A 19,519-nucleotide genomic window follows, 5' to 3' on the forward strand; every position below is an offset into this window, starting at 1 on the left:
ACGATTTACGTTTTTATCCGGACAAGGCAGTCATGGCGAATGCTCAAGAAAATCATTGAAGATGAACATGCCGGTAATCGTTGCCACACTCATGAGTGGTTGAACCCCGATTCGACGCAGGTGCTGTCCGCGCTCAACCGCCTGGATGGAAAGGCTTTCAGCTCGACGGTTTTTTTCTTCAGCGACGAGACCCTGATGCATATCGGGGGCGGTGCGGCCGATCAGTATGTGGTCTTTATCGCCCAGGACGTCGACCAATCGTTGCAGACCCTGCTCAGCGCAGACAGTCCTGACGATCAGCGGGTTGAATTGGTCGCAGGCGGCCAGTCCGGCAGTTACCCTCGGTATCAGTGTGTGGTTAAAGAGCGAGCGAGACAGGCCCTGGCTTATTTCTCGGCCTACGGCTCGGCTGATCCCGATCTGGCCTGGGAAGTGGAAAGCTAACTGGACAATAAGGACGTTGACCTTGGCAGGTACAAGCAGCCACCTATTCGATGAAGCACGCTTCCCCATCGCCTGGCGGTTCAATGCCGCAGATTGTGGTCTGAGTGCTGACGACAAACAGCGCGTTGTGCTGTTTGATCAGGCAGAGTCACAGGTGCTGTGGGACCGGTTCATTCCTGTGCCCAGTCTGATCACTGGGCTGCCCAGCCTGTTTCAATGCCATGAAAAAACCACGCTGGATTTTGCCCAGCGCGGTGAGTCGTCATTGTTCTTCGAGCGGCGGCTAAGCCCGGAGGCAGGCCTGTTCTGGCTGTTCTGGGGCAGGTGCTGCGCAGCACAGGTGCCCAGGGATATTTTTATAAAATGCTGGGACGACTTTTTCTATCCGTCCGATGAGAATACGGCCCTGGTCATGCCGGGCAGTGCAGAGGTCATGTTTTCCTTCGAGGAAAACCTCTTTTACGGACAGTTTGTGAGGCCCATGGCGGCGCCTTTGTGAGATGGGATGGAGACTCGACAGCAGCACATGCTTCGAGACGTGTTTGTCGGGCCGTTGACCCCGCTACGCGGCTGAACTCGGCTCTTTTCACCCTTGGTAAAAACAGCAATCGCTCGGAAATTTGTTATGGATGATGAAAACCAGGAAATATCGATCCGGGTTGTTGCGGGGCAGAACAGCCACGGCCCGGTCTATGAGCCGCTGCATGTACGGCGGATCGATGAAGACAGTTACGAGATTCTCTATTCACCGGGGCTGACGCTGAACCTGGCCAAGGGCGACATTATCTCGATCAAGGACCCGCAGGCCCCCGCCGTGGTGCTCAAGCGTGGCGGCAACTTCTGCATCCATATTTATGCGGATCACATCCCTGAGGAATACATTGTTGCCCTGGCGGCGGATGTGGCGAGCGAATTGGGCGGCATGCTCGACGGGCGCCATAAGGGCAATCTGACATTGTCGGTGCCGGCGCGAAACGGCATGGACAACATCGCCCTGTTCTTCAACCGCTTCCGCGAGACCACGGGCATCGAGTGGTACTACGCCAACATCTACAAAAACCTCGATGACACCGATGACGAGACCTTGCTCAATTGGTGGCTGGCCCAATGAACGAAACACAGCAGCTTATCTGTGAACGCTACGACCTTGCTCCCCAGGCACCGGAGCCGATGATTGCACTGGCCACCCGCTCCCTTGCGCAGTCGCCCATCTATGGCACCCGGATCGAGTTGCCGGAGAACGGCACGGTCAGTTGGTTTATCCACTGCGGCGAACATTCCACAGCCGTGGATTTCTACCAGCCTCTGTGCGCCGAGCATCTGCTCGAGCTGTTGCCGGAGGTGATCGATTACCTGTATCTGCCGAGCGGGACGCGTTTCATCATCGACCGCGCCGGCTATGAAGATGTCTGGCAGGACCCGCAATGATATCAAGCCGCTTTTGACGGCAAGCAGTCAGTTACCCTGCTCGTCAGGCGACGTGACACTTTCCAGCCGGTAGCCGTAGCCGTAGATCGTCAGCAACTGCCAGCCACGATCCGCGGTCAGTCCGAGCTTGTTGCGCAGACGGTAGATGTGGGTATCCAGGGGCCGTGAGGAGACGATTTCCTCGTGGGTCCAGAAACGCTCGTACAGGTACTCCCGTGACAGCGGGCGACCCAGGTTGGCGAACAGGCAGCGGGCCAGGCGGTATTCGCGCTCGGTCAGGCTGATGGGGGCACCGGCACGAGTGACGGTCAGTTCGGCGTCATCGAAACTCAGGTCATTGAAGGTCAGGACCTCCTCGCTGTTGCTGCGCTGCAGGCCGTGGCGGCGCAGCACCGCATTGACCCGGGCCTTGAGTTCGTTGGGACGAAAAGGCTTGCTCAGGTAGTCATCGGCGCCGGTGTTCAGGGCCTGGACGATATCGCTCTCGGCATCACGGCTGGTGAGCATGATGGCCGCCGGAGGCGAGTCCATGTGCTCCCGGGTCCAGCGCAGCAACGACAGGCCGCTGAGGTCCGGCACTTGCCAGTCGAGAATCAGCAAGTCGAAGGTTTCCCGCCGCAGTTGGCGTAACAGGTCCTCCCCCCGTTCGAAACTGTGCAGGGTCCAGGACTGTTCGCCCGGGCCGGGAATTTCTCGCAGTGTCTGTTCCACCCGTGCCAGTTCTGCGGGTTCGTCATCCAGTATTGCGACACGCATGCGAGGCTGTTCCTTATGGTTCGAGAGTGCCCGAAGCAGCCGCTTGTGCGCTTCAGGCAGAGGGGAAGTTTAGGCGCCTTGCCTGATTCTGAACAATTGTGGCGAATTGCTCTTGAGCCCCTGGTCCCTCGGTACGCTGATATCAAATAGCCGGTAAGGCACCCGGAGCACGGGTGCCTGCGGGCTACTGCAACAGCACGATACCGGCTCGCACAAGCAAGGAAAAGAACCATGGGGAACATGCTCAGGAAAGGCCAGGTCGCGCTTGTCAGAATGTTCAGTGGCGACGACCCGGTGCGCCTCTTCAGCTTGATGCTGGCTGCTTATCTGGGGATAAGTGCCAGTGCATTGCCTTCGTTGACCAATGCTCGCTATCAGGCACCGAGCGTCGAGGGCTACCACCCGACGACAGTCTTGCCCATCAGCAGTGAATCGACCCTGACCCTGGACGCCGAACCGGTTATAGGACGGATAGCGCTACCTTCGGGTCAGCAGCAACCCGCGCCGCGGTGGGTCTTCTAAGAGGGCACGGCGATGATTCTGAACAAATATTGCAAATCCGTCGCAGCCTCCCGGCCAGCGTTACATTGCCTCCCGCTGAGTGGCACACGGGGGCACCTGGAAGTGCTCCGACACAGGGAGTGTCAACCGCCAGGCTGGCGGCACAACGCGCGCTTGCGTGCGTCGTTGAAGGGGAATACAGGGAGTGCCTCCTCAGGACTTTGGGCCGGGCGACCTGTCGCCTCGGTTCCGACACAGGGACGTGTCACTTTCTTCTGTCCCTGTGTTCTTCCCTCCCGGTTCCGACTCGCCCCCTCTCCTTGGGCGACGCCCCGCAGCGTCCGGCTTTCTGCCCATGCGCTGCCTCAGGTATGGTGCGTAGGATTTCGCCGTGGTTTCCCCAAAGGCTCAAAGCATATTCATGAATGACCTCTGCCCTTCTCCGTCCGTTGGCCGGTTGCAGGTGGCGTGCGCCGCATTGCTGCTAGTGGGCCTGAGCCTGCCACTGAGTGCCGTGCAGGCCGCCCCGCAACGCCTTCCCTATATAGATGACAACCAGCAATGCCGTGGCCAGCCCTTGCCGGCTACCGTCGAGCACCTGACCGGTGACGCCTGGAAACTGGATGCCAAGGGCCGCGAGGTGGCCCTGGAAGAAGGCATGAGCATCGATGAGAAAGAAGGGGTGAAAACCTCGCCATCGGCTTTCGTCAGCCTGTCCCTCGGCGATGGTTCGCGAGTGGTGTTGCCCTCCAGTTCCCAGGTCACCCTGCAACTGAATACGCAATACAGCATTCCTCAGGTGGTCCTGGAACAAGGCCAGATCGAATCCTATGTGATCAAGCGCAACAGCGACCACGACCGCTTCCAGATTGTGACCCCCGTAGGCGTGTTGGGGGTACGGGGTACGCACTTCCGGGTGCGTAATGATGATCAGCAATCCCTGGTGGAGGTGCTCAACGGTCAGGTGGCGGTGAGCCGCGAAGACGAGCCGCCGAGCAAGGCAGCTCGGCGTTCCGGCAAGCGCGCTGTGGATAAACCGGCAGGTCCGCTGCCGGGGGAAGTCCAGGTCATGGCACGCCAGGGATTGCGCATTCAGAAGCAGGGCGACCTCAAACCGGTGGAACTGCTAGCCGCGCCCCGGCTGCTGGGACAGGCCGGACAAACCGGCGCCCTGCCCGTCTGGCAACTGATCCTGCAACCTTTGCCGGGTGCCCGTCGCTATCGGGCACAGGTGGCCACGGACAAGGATTTCCTGAACATCAAGCAGGAACAGTTCTCCAGCACCCCGGAAGTGAACTTCACTGGCCTGAAGGCGTTTTTCTATCATGTACGGCTCTCGGCATTCGACGAGCATGGCCTGGAAGGAGAAACCGGGGTCTATGACATCTTCTACTACCCCAGGACCACCCGTGTTCAATAACCCGTCGGCGGGCCGTCGATGAGTCTCTGGAAGCAACGGGCCAACGGCCGTGAACCGACCCAGGCCCAGCGCCTGTTTCGCCGCCTGGTACGTGAATGGTTGTGGGTTGGCCTGATTCTTCTGCCCCTGACCGCTGTACTGTCCCTGAGCCACGGCCTGGCTTTGAACAACCTGTTCTATGACAACCTGCGACGCTTTACCCCGCTGCCGGTAGACCCGCGCATTCTGTTGGTGACCATCGACGACTACAGCCTGCAGCAATTGGGGCGCTGGCCCTGGCCGCGGGCGATCCATGGACAGTTGCTGGACCGGCTGACGGACGCCAAGGTCAAAGGCGTGCTGTTCGATGTAATCCTCAGCGAGCCCGGCAGCACTGTGGAAAACGACACGCGGCTGGCCGCCGCCCTGTGTCGCGCCGGCACGGTGTTCCTGCCGGTGCTGCGCGAGGGTGCCGCTCGTTACGGCCAGGACCTGGAGGAGATCCCTCCGGTGCCGGTGCTGCGCCACTGTGCTCGGGGCCTGGGGCACATCAACGCTGAAGCGGATGCCGACGGTACGGTGCGCAGTGTCTACCTGCGGGAAGGTCCGCAGCAGGCGCCGCGAGCGCAGCTGACCTGGTTGCTCTACCAGCTCACCGAAGCCGACCCGCTGTCGCCGCTGATGCCGGGCCCCGGAACTGCGCAGATCGCCAGGGGCTGGCTGCGAGCCAACCCGGTACGTATTGGCTTTATCGACAAGGCGGCGGGTTTTCCCAGCGTGCCCTATGTCAGCGTGCTGCGTGGCGAAGTGCCGGCCGAGTTGCTGCGTGACCGGTTGATCCTGGTGGGGTCCACCGCACCGGGGCTGGGCGACCGTTACGTCACCCCGCAATCCGGCAGTCAGGGCACCACCCCGGGCGTGGAGATCCAGGCCAACCTGCTCAATGGCCTGTTGCAGCATCGCAGCATCGTCGCCCTGGGCCAGTGGTCGGGGATGCTGTGGTCCATGGCCCTGACCGCAGCCTTGCTCGGATTGTTGCTGTGGCGTCCGCGCCACGCCTTGTGGATAACCCTGGGTTGCATGGGCCTGGCCCTGTTGGGATCGGTGCTGATGCTGCGTTTGGGCTACTGGTGGTCGCCGGTGGCTAGCCTGCTGGGCATGCTGCTGGCGTACCTGATCTGGAACTGGCGTCGGCTCAGCGTGATCCTGGCCTATTTCGGTTGGGAGCTGGAGCGCCTGGACAGCGAGCCCAAGGTGTTGCCGGAGCGCCGTCGTAGCCAGACCCCTGTCGGTGATGTGCTGCAAGGGCAGATCGTTGCTCTGGAACAGGCCCTGAGCCGGACCCGGGATACCCGGCGCTTTATCGCCGATGGCTTGGAATACCTGCCGGTGGCGACCCTGATCAGCGATCCGGACGGCAAGATTCTGCTGGCCAACCGCAATGCCCGGGAAGTGTTCGCCCACTCACTGGTCGGGCAGCCCTTGATCGCGCAATTGGCCGCCCTGGGCTATCCAGGCCTGACCGAACCTGCGCTGTATCCCAGTCTTGAGCAACTGACGGCGTTGGAGTTTCGCGACATCCAGCAACGTAGCCTGCGCATGGAACTGGCGCCGCTGTTGCCGGTGGACAGTGACAACGCCATCGGTTGGTTATTGAGCTTCACCGACCTCAGCGTCGAGCGGGACGCCGAACAGCAACGTGGCGTACTGCTGCGATTTCTATCCCATGATCTGCGCGCGCCCCATTCGGCGATCCTCGCGCTGCTGGACGTGCAGAGCCGCCAGCCTTCGCCGCCCAGGCAGGTCTACAGCCAGATCGAGCAACAGGTGCGTCGAGCCCTGGGGCTGACCGAGGCATTCGTGCAATTGGCCAAGGCCGAGTCGGAGGCCTATCAGTTTGCACCGAGCATGTTTGCCATGCTGGTCCTGGATGCCTTCGACCAGGCCACGACCCTGGCCCAGTTGAAGAATATCCACCTGGTGCACGATCTCGATGAGGAAGGCGAGAGCATGATCCTGGCGGATCAGTCGCTGCTGACCCGGGCCCTGTTCAATCTGCTGGAAAACGCCATCAAGTACAGCCCGGCGAATTCCACCGTCAATGTTCAGGTGAGTTGTGCCGAGGGCTGGCTGCGTTGCGAAATCATCGACCAGGGCCGGGGCATTGCGGCCCAGGACCTGCCCCTGCTATTCGGTCAGTACCAGCGGTTTGCCTCAGCCAAGGGCATCGATGGCCTGGGCCTGGGACTGTCCATGGTCAAGGCGGTGGTGGACCGGCATCAAGGGCGGATCAGTTGCCGCAGCGAGGTGGGCCAGGGCTCATGTTTCATCCTTGAGCTGCCCTTGTTGGAGGAATAAGAGCGCGGGGATATTCCAGGCGAAAAAAAACCGGCATCAAGGCCGGTTTTTTGGGTAGCGGTAAAACTTATGCACGTTTTTCCACATTTTATTAGCTTAGGAAATATACATATAAATCAGTGATTTATACGTCGATTTCAGCTGTTGTACGAATAGTCGTACACAGGTTATCCACAGAAGCTCATACAGCAATCTTATCCGTGGAAGTCGCCAATGGTGGCAATGAGCCCATATCCCGCTGGGCCTGTTCGTTCCAGGCGGCTACCCGGTCGTTAAGCTCGGCGATGGCTCGCGGGCCGCTGCCTTCGGCGTACATGGGGGCGCCAATGGTCACGGTGATGGTACCGGGCCGCTTGGCCCAGCCGGTCTTCGGCCAGAACTTGCCGGCGTTGTGGGCCACTGGCAGCACCGGCAGGTCGGCGTTCACCGCCAGGGCGCTGCCACTGCGGGAGAACTTGCCGACGGTGCCATAGGGCACGCGGGTGCCTTCCGGAAAGATCAGCACCCAGACATTGTCCTTGAGCAGCTCGTCGCCCTTGCTTGCCACCTGCTTGAGGGCCGCCTTGGGGTTGTCCCGGTCGATGGCGATGGGGCGCAGCATGGCCATGGCCCAGCCGAAGAACGGCACATACAGCAACTCACGCTTGAGGACCTGGCTCAGCGGCTCGAAGTAGGCCGAGAGGAAGAAGGTCTCCCAGGTGCTCTGGTGATTGGAGACGATCACGCATGGCCGCTCGGGGACGTTTTCAGCGCCCTTCACTTCCACGCGAATGTTCAAAAATACCTTGGTCAGCCACAGCGCGCAGCGACACCAGTAGACGTTGATAAAGCGGTAGCGCGCCTTGAATGGCAGGAACGGCGCGATAAAAAAGCTCAGGGAGCACCACAGCAAGGAACTGGTGCCCAACAGCAGGTAAAAGAAGAAGGTTCTGATGGCCTGCAGGATCGACATAGCGGCATTTACCATTGCGGGCTTGCCCGCCTGTTAAAAAGCGCTCTCCCGAACAGTCCTTGGTCAGGATGCCAGAAGGGGCCTAATTGTGGATAAGTTCAGCGGCAACGGCCGCCAGGTCGTCAAAAATCAAGGTGCCTACCGGCAGGGTTTTCCCCAGGGTCTTTTCGCCTTTCCCGGTCTTTACCAATACTGGCTGAGAGTCGACGGCTTTTGCGGCCTCCAGGTCACCGAGACTGTCACCGACAAACCATAGACCTGTCAGATCTGCCTGGTAATGCTCGGCAATGGTTCGCAGCATGCCCGGTTTCGGTTTGCGGCAGGCGCACCCTTCGTCGGGGCCATGGGGGCAATAGACGATCAGCCCGACCTCGCCGCCCTGCTCCGCCACTAGCTCGCGCAGGCGCGCGTGCATGGCGTCGAGGGTGGCCAGGTCGTAGTAGCCGCGAGCGATGCCGGACTGGTTGGTGGCGATCGCCACCGTCCAGCCGGCCTTGCTCAACTGCGCAATGGCTTCGATCGAGCCGGGGAGTGGAATCCACTCCTGCACCGATTTGATGTAGGCATCGGAGTCGTGATTGATCACGCCGTCACGGTCGAGTATCAGCAGTTTCACAGCAGTTCCTTACCTGATCAGCTCAGTACCGAAATGTCCGCCACACCCAGGAACAGGCCCCGCAGACGCGCCAGCAGCGCATAGCGGTTGGCCCGCACCTTGGCGTCCTCGGCATTGACCATCACCGCTTCGAAGAAGGCGTCCACCGGTTCGCGCAGGGCGGCCAGGCGGGCCAGGGTCTCGCTGTATTGACGAGCTGCGGCCATGGGCTGTACCGCCTGGTCCGCCTGCTGGATCGCCGAGTACAGGGAGAACTCGTTGGCGTTGTCGAAGTACTTGGCTTCGACGGTGGTCGGCACATTGCCTTCGATCTTGCTCAGCAGGTTCGACACGCGTTTGTTCACGGCGGCCAGGGCGGCGGCTTCCGGCAACTTGCGGAAGGCCTGCACGGCTTGCACGCGCTGGTCGAAGTCCAGGGCCGAGCCCGGCTTCAGGGCACGTACCGACAGGTAGGTGGCCACATCCACGCCTTCGTCTTCGTAGCGGGCACGCAGACGATCGAAGATGAACTCCAGCACCTGGTCGGCCAGGCCGGCGGCCTTGACCTTGCTGCCGAAGGCGCTGACGGCGAAGGCCACGGCGTCGTTCAGGTCGAGGTCGAACTTCTTCTCGATGAGGATACGCAGCACGCCCAGGGCCGCGCGACGCAGGGCGTAGGGGTCCTTGCTGCCGGTGGGCAGCATGCCGATGCCGAAGATCCCCACCAGGGTGTCGAGCTTGTCGGCGATGGCCACGGCGGCACCGGTCACGGTGCTTGGCAGCTCGGCGCCAGCGCCACGTGGCATGTACTGCTCGTTGAGGGCCAGGGCCACATCTTCCGGCTCGCCGTCATTGAGGGCGTAGTAGTAGCCGGCGATGCCTTGCATCTCCGGGAACTCGCCGACCATCTCGGTGGCCAGGTCGCACTTGGACAGCAGGCCGGCACGGGCTGCGCGCTGAGCGTCGCCGCCAATGCGCGGCGCGATGAAGGCGGCCAGCTTGGAAATCCGCTCGGCCTTGTCGTAGACGCTGCCGAGTTTTTCCTGGAACACCACGTTCTGCAGGCGCAGGTTGAAGTCTTCGAGCTTCTGCTTCTTGTCCTGCTTGAAGAAGAACTCGGCGTCGGTCAGGCGTGGGCGCACGACTTTCTCGTTGCCCTCGATGATCTGGCGCGGGTCCTTGCTCTCGATGTTGGCCACGGTGATGAAACGCGGCAGCAGCTTGCCGTCCACGTCCAGCAGGCAGAAGTACTTCTGGTTGTCCTGCATGGTGGTGATCAGGGCTTCTTGCGGCACTTCGAGGAAGCGTTCCTCGAACGAGCACACCAGCGGCACCGGCCATTCCACCAGAGCAGTGACTTCGTCCAGCAGGTCTGCCGGGACGATCGCCGTGCCTTCTTGCAGGGTTGCCAGTTCCGCGGTGCGCTTGCTGATCAGCTCGCGGCGCTCGTTGGCGTCGGCCAGCACGTAGGCGGCACGCAGGTCGTTGAGGTAGTTGGCTGGCGAAGTGATGCGCACGCTGTCCGGGTGGTGGAAGCGGTGACCACGGGAGTCGCGGCCGGCCTTCTGGGCAAGGATGGTGCAGTCGATGACGTCGTCACCCAGCAGCATCACCAGCCATTGGGTCGGACGCACGAACTCTTCCTTGCGCGCGGCCCAGCGCATGCGCTTGGGAATCGGCAGGTCGTTCAGGGAGTCTTCGACGATGGTCGGCAGCAGGCTGGCGGTCGGCTTGCCCTTGATGCTCTGGCTGTAGCGCAGTTTCGGGCCGCTCTGGTCGATCTCGCTGAGTTCGACGCCGCACTTCTTGGCAAAGCCCAGGGCTGCCTGGGTCGGGTTGCCTTCAGCGTCGAAGGCCGCCTGGCGTGGCGGGCCGTCGAGGTTGATGCTGCGATCCGGCTGCTGGGTGTCCAGCTGGGTGATCAGCACCGCCAGGCGCCGTGGCGCGGCGTAGACATGCTTGGCCTGAAAGCTCAGGCCGGCGCTCTGCAGGCCTTTCTCGATGCCGGCCAGGAAGGCTTCGGCCAGGGTGTTCAGGGCTTTGGGTGGCAGTTCTTCAGTGCCCAGTTCAACCAGAAAATCTTGCGCACTCATTGTGCCGCCTCCAGCTTAGCCAACACTTCATCACGCAGATCCGGGGTCGCCATCGGGAAGCCCAGCTTGGCACGGGCCAGCAGGTAGGCTTGCGCAACGGAACGCGCCAGGGTGCGGACACGCAGAATGTATTGCTGGCGCGCGGTAACCGAGATGGCACGGCGGGCATCCAGCAGGTTGAAGGTATGGGAGGCCTTCAACACCATTTCATAGCTCGGCAACGGCAGCGGCTGATCCAGTTCGATCAGGCGCTTGGCTTCGCTTTCGTAGAAATCGAACAGTTCGAACAGCTTCTCGACGTTGGCGTGTTCGAAGTTGTAGGTCGACTGCTCCACTTCGTTCTGGTGGAACACATCGCCATAGGTGACCTTGCCGAACGGGCCGTCGGCCCAGACCAGGTCGTACACCGAATCCACGCCCTGCAGGTACATGGCCAGGCGTTCCAGGCCGTAGGTGATCTCGCCGGTCACCGGGTAGCACTCGATACCACCGGCTTGCTGGAAGTAGGTGAACTGAGTCACTTCCATGCCGTTGAGCCAGACTTCCCAGCCCAGGCCCCAGGCGCCCAGGGTCGGCGATTCCCAGTTGTCCTCGACGAAGCGAATGTCGTGCACCAGCGGGTCCAGGCCCACGTGCTTCAGGGAACCCAGGTACAGCTCCTGGAAGTTCTCCGGGTTGGGTTTCAAGACCACCTGGAACTGGTAGTAGTGCTGCAGGCGGTTGGGGTTTTCGCCGTAGCGGCCGTCAGTCGGGCGACGACTGGGCTGCACATAAGCGGCGTTCCAGGTTTCCGGGCCGATGGCCCGCAGGAAGGTTGCGGTGTGGAAAGTGCCGGCGCCTACTTCCATATCGTAGGGCTGAAGTACCACACAACCTTGCTCGGCCCAGTATTGCTGGAGGGCGAGGATCAAGTCTTGGAAGGTACGCACGGCTGGCGTAGGCTGGCTCACGAAATTCACCTGTTACTTGGGCTGCGATTTAAGGAGCGGGAGTATACCCGATTCAGTCCTGCGCACGCCCCCTGGAGCCTTATGCCACGCTGCTTTTGGTGTTCCGAAGATCCGCTGTACATGGCTTATCACGATCAGGAGTGGGGCGTGCCGCTGCGCGATGGGCAGCGTCTGTTCGAGTTGTTATTGCTCGAAGGGTTCCAGGCCGGCCTGTCCTGGATCACCGTACTGAAGAAACGCGAGCGTTATCGCCAGGTGCTGTTTGGCTTCGATGTGCAGCGCGTGGCGCAGATGAGCGATGCCGAGATCGAGGACCTGATGCAGGACCCGGGCATCATCCGCAACCGCCTCAAGCTCAACGCCGCCCGGCGCAATGCCCAGGCCTGGCTGGAGCTGGAAGACCCGGTGGCCTTTCTCTGGTCCTTCGTCGGCGGCGTGCCCAAGATCAATCATTTCCGCGACCGCAGCGAAGTCCCGGCGGTGACCCCGGAGGCCGAAGCCATGAGCCGCGGCCTGCAGAAAGCCGGTTTCACCTTCGTTGGCCCGACCATCTGCTACGCGCTGATGCAAGCCTCGGGCATGGTCATGGATCACACGCAGGATTGTGATCGCTACGCCATCCTCGCCAACGCGCGGTTAGAATAGCCGGCTGCGACTAGGTCATGACCGACAGATCAGGAGTCATTTGTGGATAAGTTCAAAGGCGCCCTGCTGGTGGGTGCTCTGCGGTTGTTTGCCCTGCTGCCCTGGCGCGCGGTGCAGGCGGTCGGCGCGGCCATCGGCTGGATCATGTGGAAGACCCCCAACCGTTCCCGCGACGTAGTGCGCATCAACCTGGCCAAGTGTTTTCCACAGATGGACCCCGCCGAGCGCGAGCGTCTGGTGGGCCAGAGCCTGAAAGACATCGGCAAGTCCCTGACCGAAAGCGCCTGCGCCTGGATCTGGCCGGCGGAGCGCTCCATCGCCCTGGTGCGCGAGGTCGAGGGCCTGGACGTACTCAAGGATGCCCTGGCCTCGGGCAAGGGCGTGGTCGGCATCACCAGCCACCTGGGCAACTGGGAAGTGCTCAACCACTTCTATTGCAGCCAGTGCAAACCGATCATTTTCTATCGTCCGCCCAAGCTCAAGGCGGTGGACGAGTTGCTGCGCAAGCAGCGGGTCCAACTGGGCAACCGCGTGGCGGCCTCCACCAAGGAAGGCATCCTCAGCGTCATCAAGGAAGTGCGCAAAGGCGGTGCGGTGGGCATTCCCGCCGACCCGGAACCGGCCGAATCCGCGGGGATCTTCGTCCCCTTCTTCGCCACCCAGGCGCTCACCAGCAAGTTCGTGCCGAACATGCTGGCCGGCGGCAAGGCGGTGGGGGTTTTCCTTCACGCCCTGCGCCTGCCGGACGGTTCGGGCTACAAGGTGATCCTCGAAGCGGCCCCGGAAGACATGTACAGCACCGACACCGAAACCTCCTGTGCGGCCATGAGCAAGGTGGTCGAACGCTATGTCGGGGCGTACCCGAGCCAGTACATGTGGAGCATGAAACGCTTCAAGAAGCGCCCGCCGGGTGAGGCGCGCTGGTACTGACTGAGCTGGCACGATCTGTGGATAACCTCGCGTAGGGCGTTATCCACAGCACACAGAACAAGGGCGCAGATGATGTCCGAGCACCGCAAGTCGTTCCGTATCAAGATTTCCCACGAGAGCATCGGCGAATGCCTGGGGCAGACCCGCAACCTGTCTGCCAGCGGCGTCTATGTGCAAAGCCCGGCCCTGGCAACACTGCCCAAGGGCGCGGTGGTCTATGGCCAGGTGCAAGGCCTGCCGGTGATCGCACCACGGGTGCGCATGGAAGTGGTGCAAGTGGATGCGGAAGGGATCGCCCTGCGCTATCTCTGAGCAGGAGCGACTGGTGCTCAGGCCCCGGCTTGGCGCTCGAGCTTCTTGATGAACACGGTCATTTCCTTTTCCGCCTGCTTGTCGCCATGGCCGCGGGCGGCCTCCAGCCCCTGCTCCCAGGCCTGGCGCGCCCCTTGAAGGTCGCCCTGCCCCTGGCAAGCCTTGCCCAGCAGCTTCCAGGCCGCTGAATACTTGGGATCGAAGGCCACACAGCGTTGCAGGTGCTCAACAGCCTTGGCGTACTCGGCCTGATCCAGATAGCCCTTGCCCAGACCAAAGCGCAGCAGGGCGTTATCCACACCCTTGGCGAGCATTTTTTCCAGCGATTCAAGCATCAGCGATTCCTCATCGTTGGCTGGCGCAGCGCGTCAGAAGAAGCTCAGGCCGACGTGGAACAGTTTCTCCACGTCGCGAATGTGTTTTTTATCCACAAGGAACAGGATCACGTGGTCGCCGGCTTCGATCACCGTGTCGTCGTGGGCGATCAGCACTTCTTCATCGCGAATGATCGCGCCGATGGTGGTCCCTGGTGGCAAGCCGATGTTCTCGATGGCGCGGCCGATCACCTTGCTCGACTTGGCGTCGCCGTGGGCGATGGCCTCGATGGCTTCCGCCGCACCGCGCCGCAGGGAGTGCACGCTGACGATATCGCCGCGGCGCACGTGGGCCAGCAGGGTGCCGATGGTGGCCAGCTGCGGGCTGATGGCAATGTCGATATCGCCACCCTGGATCAGGTCGACATAGGCCGGGTTGTTGATGATGGTCATGACCTTCTTCGCCCCCAGGCGCTTGGCCAGCAGCGAGGACATGATGTTGGCCTCGTCGTCGTTGGTCAGCGCCAGGAAGATGTCGGCGTCGGCGATGTTCTCTTCCAGCAGCAGATCGCGGTCCGAGGCGCTGCCCTGCAGCACCACGGTGCTGTCCAGGGTGTCGGACAGGTAGCGGCAGCGGGCCGGGTTCATCTCGATGATCTTCACCTGATAGCGGCTTTCGATGGCCTCGGCCAGGCGCTCGCCGATCTGCCCGCCACCGGCGATGACGATGCGTTTGTAGGACTCTTCGAGACGGCGCATCTCGCTCATCACCGCGCGGATGTGGGCCTTGGCGGCGATGAAGAACACTTCGTCGTCGGCCTCGATCACCGTATCGCCCTTGGGCATGATCGGCCGGTCGCGACGGAAGATCGCCGCCACTCGGGTATCGACATTGGGCATGTGCTCGCGCAACTGGCGCAATTGCTGGCCCACCAGCGGGCCGCCGTAGTAGGCCTTGACCGCCACCAGTTGCGCCTTGCCCTCGGCGAAGTCGATCACCTGCAGGGCGCCGGGATGTTCGATCAGGCGCTTGATGTAGTTGGTCACCACCTGTTCGGGGCTGATCAGCACGTCCACCGGGATCGCGTCGTTGTCGAACAGCCCGGCGCGGGTCAGGTAGGCGGCCTCGCGTACCCGGGCGATTTTGGTCGGGGTGTGGAACAGGGTGTGGGCAACCTGGCAGGCGACCATGTTGGTTTCGTCGCTGTTGGTGACCGCCACCAGCATGTCGGCGTCGTCGGCGCCGGCCTGGCGCAGCACCGTCGGGAATGAGGCGCGGCCCTGCACGGTGCGGATGTCCAGGCGATCGCCGAGGTCGCGCAGGCGTTCGCCGTCGGTGTCCACCACGGTGATGTCATTGGCTTCGCTGGCCAGGTGTTCCGCCAGCGTGCCGCCCACTTGCCCGGCGCCGAGGATGATGATTTTCATCCAGTCACTCCCTTAAAACCGTTTAGCCGCGAGCCGCGGCGATCTTGATCAGCTTGGCGTAGTAGAAGCCATCGTGGCCGCCTTCTTGCGCCAGCAACTGGCGCCCGTGAGGCTGCTTGAGGCCGGCCGCAGGCTGCCCCAGTTGGCCGCCGATGTCCAATTCACGAGCACCCGGGGTGCGGGCCAGGAAGGCCTCGATCACTTCGGTGTTCTCGGTGGGCAGGGTCGAGCAGGTGGCGTAGAGCAGGATGCCGCCCACTTCCAGGGCTTGCCACATGGCGTCCAGCAGTTCGCCTTGCAATTGCGCCAGGGCGGCGATGTCTTCGGCTTGGCGAGTCAGCTTGATATCCGGATGGCGACGAATCACCCCGGTGGCCGAGCAGGGAGCGTCCAGCAGGATGCGCTGGAACGGCTTGCCGTCCCACCAGGCCTGGGTATCCCGGCCGTCGGCGGCGATCAGTTGGGCATCGAGCCCCAGGCGGTCGAGGTTTTCCCGCACCCGCACCAGGCGCTTGGCTTCCAGGTCCACTGCCACCACAGCGGCCAGCTCCGGCTGCACTTCAAGGATGTGACAGGTCTTGCCGCCCGGAGCGCAGCAGGCGTCCAGCACCCGTTGCCCCGGGGCCAGCTCCAGCAGATCGGCAGCCAGTTGTGCGGCTTCGTCCTGGACGCTGACCCAGCCTTCGGCAAAGCCTGGCAGGCTGCGCACATCACCGGCTTCGTCGAGGACGATACCGTCCTGGCTGTAGACGCAGGCCTTGGCCGCAACCCCGGCTTCGCTCAACAGCTTCAGGTAGGCATCCCGGGAGTGGTGACGGCGATTGACCCGCAGGATCATCGGCGGGTGGGCGTTGTTGGCGGCGCAGATGGCCTCCCACTGCTCGGGCCAGAAGGCCTTGAGGGATTTCTGCAGCCAGCGTGGGTGGGCGGTGCGCACCACCGGATCATGTTCCAGCTCGGCCAACAGGGACTCGCTTTCACGCTGGGCACGGCGCAGCACGGCGTTGAGCAGGGCCTTGGCCCAGGGTTTTTTCAATTTGTCGGCGCAGCCCACGGTTTCGCCGATGGCGGCGTGGGCCGGCACTCGGGTGTAGAGCAACTGATAGAGCCCCACCAGCAGCAGCGCCTCGACATCGGCGTCGGCGGCCTTGAACGGCTTCTGCAGCAGCTTGGTCGCCAGCGCCGACAGCCGGGGCTGCCAGCGTGCGGTGCCGAACGCCAGGTCCTGGGTGAAGCCGCGATCACGGACCTCGACCTTGTCCAGCTGGATCGGCAGCGAGCTGTTGAGCGAGGCCTTGCCGTTGAGGACCGCAGTCAGTGCCTTGGCGGCGGCCAGGCGCGGGTTCATTGGGCGTCCGCCGTCTGGCCGAGGACGGTGCCGATGGCGAATTTCTCGCGGCGGCTGTTGAACAGGTCGCTGAAGTTCAGCGCCTTGCCCCCGGGCAGTTGCAGACGGGTCAGGCACAGCGCCTGTTCACCGCAGGCGACGATCAGGCCGTCCTTGCTGGCGCCGAGGATTTCCCCCGGGACGCCTGTGCCTTCGCTCAGAGTGGCGGCCAGGACTTTCAGGGCTTCGCCATTCAGCATGCTGTGGCAGATCGGCCAGGGATTGAAGGCCCGGACCAGACGCTCCAGCTCTACGGCTGGACGGTTCCAGTCAATGCGCGCTTCGTCCTTGTTCAACTTGTGGGCGTAGGTGGCCAGGCTGTCGTCCTGGACTTCGCCTTCCAGGGTGCCGGCGGCCAGGCCTTCGATGGCTTGCAGCACCGCGGGCGGGCCCAGTTCGGCCAGACGGTCGTGCAGGCTGCCGCCGGTGTCCTGGGCACTGATCGGGGTGCTGACCTTGAGCAGCATCGGCCCGGTGTCCAGGCCGGCTTCCATGCGCATCACGGTCACCCCGCTTTGCGCGTCACCGGCTTCTACGGCGCGCTGGATCGGCGCGGCACCGCGCCAGCGCGGCAGCAGGGAGGCGTGGCTGTTGATGCAGCCAAGGTGCGGAATATCCAGCACCACTTGAGGCAGGATCAGGCCGTAGGCCACCACCACCATCAGGTCCGGCTTGAGCGCCGCCAGTTCGGCCTGGGCCTCGGCATTGCGCAGGGTGGGCGGTTGCAGCACCGGGATCTGGTGCTCCAGGGCCAGCTGTTTGACCGGGCTTGGCATCAGCTTCTGCCCGCGCCCCGCCGGACGGTCCGGCTGGGTGTAGACCGCGACAATCTGGTAAGGGCTGTCGAGCAGGGCCTTGAGGTGTTCGGCGGCGAATTCGGGGGTGCCGGCAAAGACGATGCGCAGTGGCTCAGTCATGGGAATTCTCGATGTTAAACATGCGGAAAAGAAAAAGGCTTGCCGTAGCAAGCCTTTGCAAGACGGTCATCAAGCCTGCTGGCGATGCTGCTTTTCCAGCTTCTTCTTGATCCGGTCACGCTTGAGCGTGGACAGGTAGTCGACGAACAGCTTGCCGTTCAGGTGGTCGCATTCGTGCTGGATGCACACCGCCAGCAAACCTTCGGCGATCAGCTCATAGGGCTGGCCGTCGCGGTCCAGAGCCTTGATCTTGACCCGCTGCGGACGGTCGACGTTCTCGTAGAAGCCCGGTACCGAAAGGCAGCCTTCCTGGTACTGGTCCATCTCGTCGGTCAGGGCTTCGAACTCGGGGTTGATGAACACCCGGGGCTCGCTGCGATCTTCGGACAGGTCCATGACCACGACGCGTTTGTGCACGTTGACCTGGGTCGCCGCCAGACCAATGCCTGGGGCCTCATACATTGTTTCAAACATGTCATCGACCAACTGACGCACTTCGTCGTCCACTACGGCCACTGGTTTGGCGATAGTGCGCAGGCGCGAATCGGGGAATTCGAGGATGTTTAAAATGGCCATAAGCGTAATTGCTACACGTGTGAAGTAAGGGCGGAGTCGGCGTCCTGGCAGGTCCTGGACCTGGGCCGCCGATGCAAAACGTGCTCTGCAAAGGAGCGAGCCGTGCAGGCTCTGGCGTTTTACGCGAACGCACATAATAAAGGGATTCAGCCCCTGAGGAAATGTCTGTTCGCCTTGCTGCTCTTGGGCTGGACCGCCATCGGTCGGACCTGCAAGCGGCTGCGTCAGGCCTGATTGGCGGGCTTGCGGTTGGCTGCACGGGTTGCCGGGCAGAGCATGGCCGAGGTTGATAGATCGCGCCCACGGTGCAGCAACACACCTTTCCTCAACAAGTTACCAACAGACTTATCCACAGCTTGTTCCGGCTTTCGCCGGACCGATGACGATCAAGGATGATCCATGTCGCACTCGATCAGTGCTGCCATTTCCCCCGCGGAACTGGAAGCCCGTTTACGTTTGCATGGCCTGCCCGCCCTAGGGGCCATGCGCTTTGGGCGTTTGCTCCAGGCCTTCGGTTCAGCCTCCAAGGCCCTCAGTGCTCCGGCCCGCGCCTGGCACTCCCTGGGTTTGCCGACGGCCTGTAGCGATGCCCGGCGCAGCGTCGAAGTCCGGGAGGGCGCCCGCCGAGCACTGGCCTGGATAGACAACCAGGCCCAGCATTTGCTGATGTGGGACCAGCCCGACTATCCCCCGCTGCTGGCGCAACTGGAGGATGCGCCACCGCTGTTGTTCGTGGCCGGCGATCCGTCGATTCTTCAACGGCCGCAGCTGGCGCTGGTGGGCAGCCGTCGGGCTTCGCGTCCGGGACTGGACACGGCCGCAGCGTTTTCCCGGAGTCTGGCCGCCGCCGGATTCGTAATCACCAGCGGCCTGGCCCTGGGAATCGATGGCGCTGCGCACCAGGCGGCCCTGGACGTTGGGGGGCGTACTGTGGGCGTGTTGGGCACGGGCCTGGAAAATTGTTATCCACAGCGGCATCGGGCCCTCGCCAGGGCGATGATCGACCAGGGCAGCGCAGTGATTTCCGAGTTCCCCCTGGACACCGGGCCACGTCCGGAGCACTTCCCCAGGCGCAATCGGATCATCAGTGGCCTGTCCCTGGGGGTACTGGTGGTGGAAGCCAGTGTCGCCAGTGGCTCGCTGATCACCGCCCGTCTGGCGGCCGAGCAGGGCCGCGAGGTGTACGCGATCCCCGGTTCGATTCATCACCCCGGTGCCCGAGGCTGTCACCAACTGATCCGTGACGGCGCGGTGCTGGTGGAAAGCGTGCAGCACATCCTGGAAACCCTGCGAGGCTGGCAACACCTGCCGCCGCCCGCTGCGGTGCCGGTGGAGGTCAGTGAACATCCGCTACTGGCCCTGCTCCAGGCGGCCCCCCACAGCAGCGAGGCCCTGGCGCTTGCCAGCGGCTGGTCCCTGCCCCGGGTGTTGGCGGCGCTGACCGAGCTTGAAATCGAGGCTCGGGCAGTCAATGAAAACGGCCGCTGGTTTGCGCGTCTGAGCTAGGTTTTATAGGCAGGATCGGTAAACTGCG

Annotated in this window: 21 protein-coding genes; 11 read left to right on the top strand and 10 right to left on the bottom strand. The window is 62.6% G+C overall.

The window, feature by feature from the left end; genetic code table 11:
- Positions 1-39: 39 nt before the first annotated feature.
- The 4 genes from ACSSVC_RS03765 to ACSSVC_RS03780 all read left to right on the top strand — a co-directional run bounded on the left by ACSSVC_RS03765 (position 40) and on the right by ACSSVC_RS03780 (position 1,872).
- Positions 40-444 (top strand): Imm1 family immunity protein, encoded by a 405-nt coding sequence (locus tag ACSSVC_RS03765; RefSeq protein WP_492612002.1) that lies wholly within the window; start codon positions 40-42, stop codon positions 442-444.
- A 22-nt stretch (positions 445-466) separates the two neighbouring features.
- The gene (locus ACSSVC_RS03770) at positions 467-943 is read left to right on the top strand and encodes a hypothetical protein (RefSeq protein ID WP_404937968.1); all 477 of its coding nucleotides are present in this window, start codon (positions 467-469) and stop codon (positions 941-943) included.
- Positions 944-1,069: 126 nt separating this feature from the next.
- Positions 1,070-1,555: a DUF4265 domain-containing protein gene (locus ACSSVC_RS03775; RefSeq protein ID WP_346634706.1), complete on the top strand. Its 486-nt coding sequence runs from the start codon at positions 1,070-1,072 to the stop codon at positions 1,553-1,555.
- Positions 1,552-1,872 (top strand): immunity protein Imm33 domain-containing protein, encoded by a 321-nt coding sequence (locus ACSSVC_RS03780; RefSeq protein WP_346634705.1) that lies wholly within the window; start codon positions 1,552-1,554, stop codon positions 1,870-1,872. The genes ACSSVC_RS03775 and ACSSVC_RS03780 overlap by 4 nt, the downstream gene beginning before the upstream one ends.
- A gap of 27 nt (positions 1,873-1,899) precedes the next feature.
- On the opposite strand, the gene ACSSVC_RS03785 is transcribed toward ACSSVC_RS03780, so the two are convergent.
- Complete coding sequence (locus ACSSVC_RS03785; protein WP_446439444.1) at positions 1,900-2,628, bottom strand: response regulator transcription factor; 729 nt, start codon at positions 2,626-2,628, stop codon at positions 1,900-1,902.
- A gap of 231 nt (positions 2,629-2,859) precedes the next feature.
- On the opposite strand from ACSSVC_RS03785, the gene ACSSVC_RS03790 reads away from it, so the two are divergent.
- The 3 genes from ACSSVC_RS03790 (at position 2,860) to ACSSVC_RS03800 (ending at position 6,886) form a co-directional block, all read left to right on the top strand.
- Positions 2,860-3,150, top strand: a complete 291-nt coding sequence (locus ACSSVC_RS03790; RefSeq protein WP_346634703.1) for a hypothetical protein — start codon at positions 2,860-2,862, stop codon at positions 3,148-3,150.
- A gap of 400 nt (positions 3,151-3,550) precedes the next feature.
- Complete coding sequence (locus ACSSVC_RS03795; RefSeq protein WP_346634702.1) at positions 3,551-4,549, top strand: FecR family protein; 999 nt, start codon at positions 3,551-3,553, stop codon at positions 4,547-4,549.
- 18 nt (positions 4,550-4,567) lie between these two features.
- Positions 4,568-6,886: a CHASE2 domain-containing protein gene (locus ACSSVC_RS03800; RefSeq protein ID WP_446439445.1), complete on the top strand. Its 2,319-nt coding sequence runs from the start codon at positions 4,568-4,570 to the stop codon at positions 6,884-6,886.
- A gap of 181 nt (positions 6,887-7,067) precedes the next feature.
- On the opposite strand, the gene ACSSVC_RS03805 is transcribed toward ACSSVC_RS03800, so the two are convergent.
- The 4 genes from ACSSVC_RS03805 to glyQ form a co-directional block, all read right to left on the bottom strand.
- A complete protein-coding gene (locus tag ACSSVC_RS03805; RefSeq protein WP_102862434.1) occupies positions 7,068-7,838 on the bottom strand; it encodes a lysophospholipid acyltransferase family protein in 771 nt (256 codons plus the stop codon).
- An 82-nt stretch (positions 7,839-7,920) separates the two neighbouring features.
- The gene (gene gmhB / locus ACSSVC_RS03810; RefSeq protein ID WP_346634700.1) at positions 7,921-8,454 is read right to left on the bottom strand and encodes a D-glycero-beta-D-manno-heptose 1,7-bisphosphate 7-phosphatase; all 534 of its coding nucleotides are present in this window, start codon (positions 8,452-8,454) and stop codon (positions 7,921-7,923) included.
- A gap of 17 nt (positions 8,455-8,471) precedes the next feature.
- Positions 8,472-10,526, bottom strand: coding sequence for a glycine--tRNA ligase subunit beta (glyS, locus tag ACSSVC_RS03815; protein WP_123723720.1), 2,055 nt, complete (start codon positions 10,524-10,526; stop codon positions 8,472-8,474).
- Positions 10,523-11,476: a glycine--tRNA ligase subunit alpha gene (glyQ, locus tag ACSSVC_RS03820; protein ID WP_003177094.1), complete on the bottom strand. Its 954-nt coding sequence runs from the start codon at positions 11,474-11,476 to the stop codon at positions 10,523-10,525. Before glyQ ends, glyS begins: the two co-directional genes overlap by 4 nt.
- An 81-nt stretch (positions 11,477-11,557) precedes the next feature.
- On the opposite strand from glyQ, the gene tag reads away from it, so the two are divergent.
- From tag to ACSSVC_RS03835, 3 genes are all read left to right on the top strand, one after another.
- On the top strand, positions 11,558-12,121 hold the full coding sequence (tag, locus tag ACSSVC_RS03825; RefSeq protein WP_123723721.1) for a DNA-3-methyladenine glycosylase I: 564 nt from the start codon (positions 11,558-11,560) through the stop codon (positions 12,119-12,121).
- Between the two features lie 42 nt (positions 12,122-12,163).
- Positions 12,164-13,051, top strand: a complete 888-nt coding sequence (locus tag ACSSVC_RS03830; RefSeq protein WP_123723722.1) for a lysophospholipid acyltransferase — start codon at positions 12,164-12,166, stop codon at positions 13,049-13,051.
- 72 nt (positions 13,052-13,123) lie between these two features.
- Entirely contained in the window at positions 13,124-13,363 is a 240-nt protein-coding gene (locus tag ACSSVC_RS03835; protein ID WP_346634699.1) for a PilZ domain-containing protein, read from the top strand.
- 17 nt (positions 13,364-13,380) lie between these two features.
- On the opposite strand, the gene ACSSVC_RS03840 is transcribed toward ACSSVC_RS03835, so the two are convergent.
- From ACSSVC_RS03840 to def, 5 genes are all read right to left on the bottom strand, one after another.
- A complete protein-coding gene (locus ACSSVC_RS03840) occupies positions 13,381-13,701 on the bottom strand; it encodes a tetratricopeptide repeat protein (protein WP_167365710.1) in 321 nt (106 codons plus the stop codon).
- 30 nt (positions 13,702-13,731) lie between these two features.
- Positions 13,732-15,105, bottom strand: a complete 1,374-nt coding sequence (trkA, locus tag ACSSVC_RS03845; RefSeq protein WP_011058408.1) for a Trk system potassium transporter TrkA — start codon at positions 15,103-15,105, stop codon at positions 13,732-13,734.
- 22 nt (positions 15,106-15,127) lie between these two features.
- Entirely contained in the window at positions 15,128-16,453 is a 1,326-nt protein-coding gene (gene rsmB, locus ACSSVC_RS03850) for a 16S rRNA (cytosine(967)-C(5))-methyltransferase RsmB (protein ID WP_404937971.1), read from the bottom strand.
- Positions 16,450-17,409, bottom strand: coding sequence for a methionyl-tRNA formyltransferase (gene fmt / locus ACSSVC_RS03855; RefSeq protein WP_404937972.1), 960 nt, complete (start codon positions 17,407-17,409; stop codon positions 16,450-16,452). Before fmt ends, rsmB begins: the two co-directional genes overlap by 4 nt.
- Before the next feature lie 69 nt (positions 17,410-17,478).
- Positions 17,479-17,985, bottom strand: a complete 507-nt coding sequence (gene def, locus ACSSVC_RS03860) for a peptide deformylase (RefSeq protein WP_102862442.1) — start codon at positions 17,983-17,985, stop codon at positions 17,479-17,481.
- 399 nt (positions 17,986-18,384) lie between these two features.
- Here def and dprA point away from each other — a divergent pair, with 399 nt between their 5' ends.
- Entirely contained in the window at positions 18,385-19,491 is a 1,107-nt protein-coding gene (gene dprA / locus ACSSVC_RS03865) for a DNA-processing protein DprA (protein WP_346634696.1), read from the top strand.
- The last annotated feature ends 28 nt before the right edge of the window (positions 19,492-19,519 follow it).

It is taken from the genome of Pseudomonas sp. E1BtOHC1, from assembly GCF_058744285.1.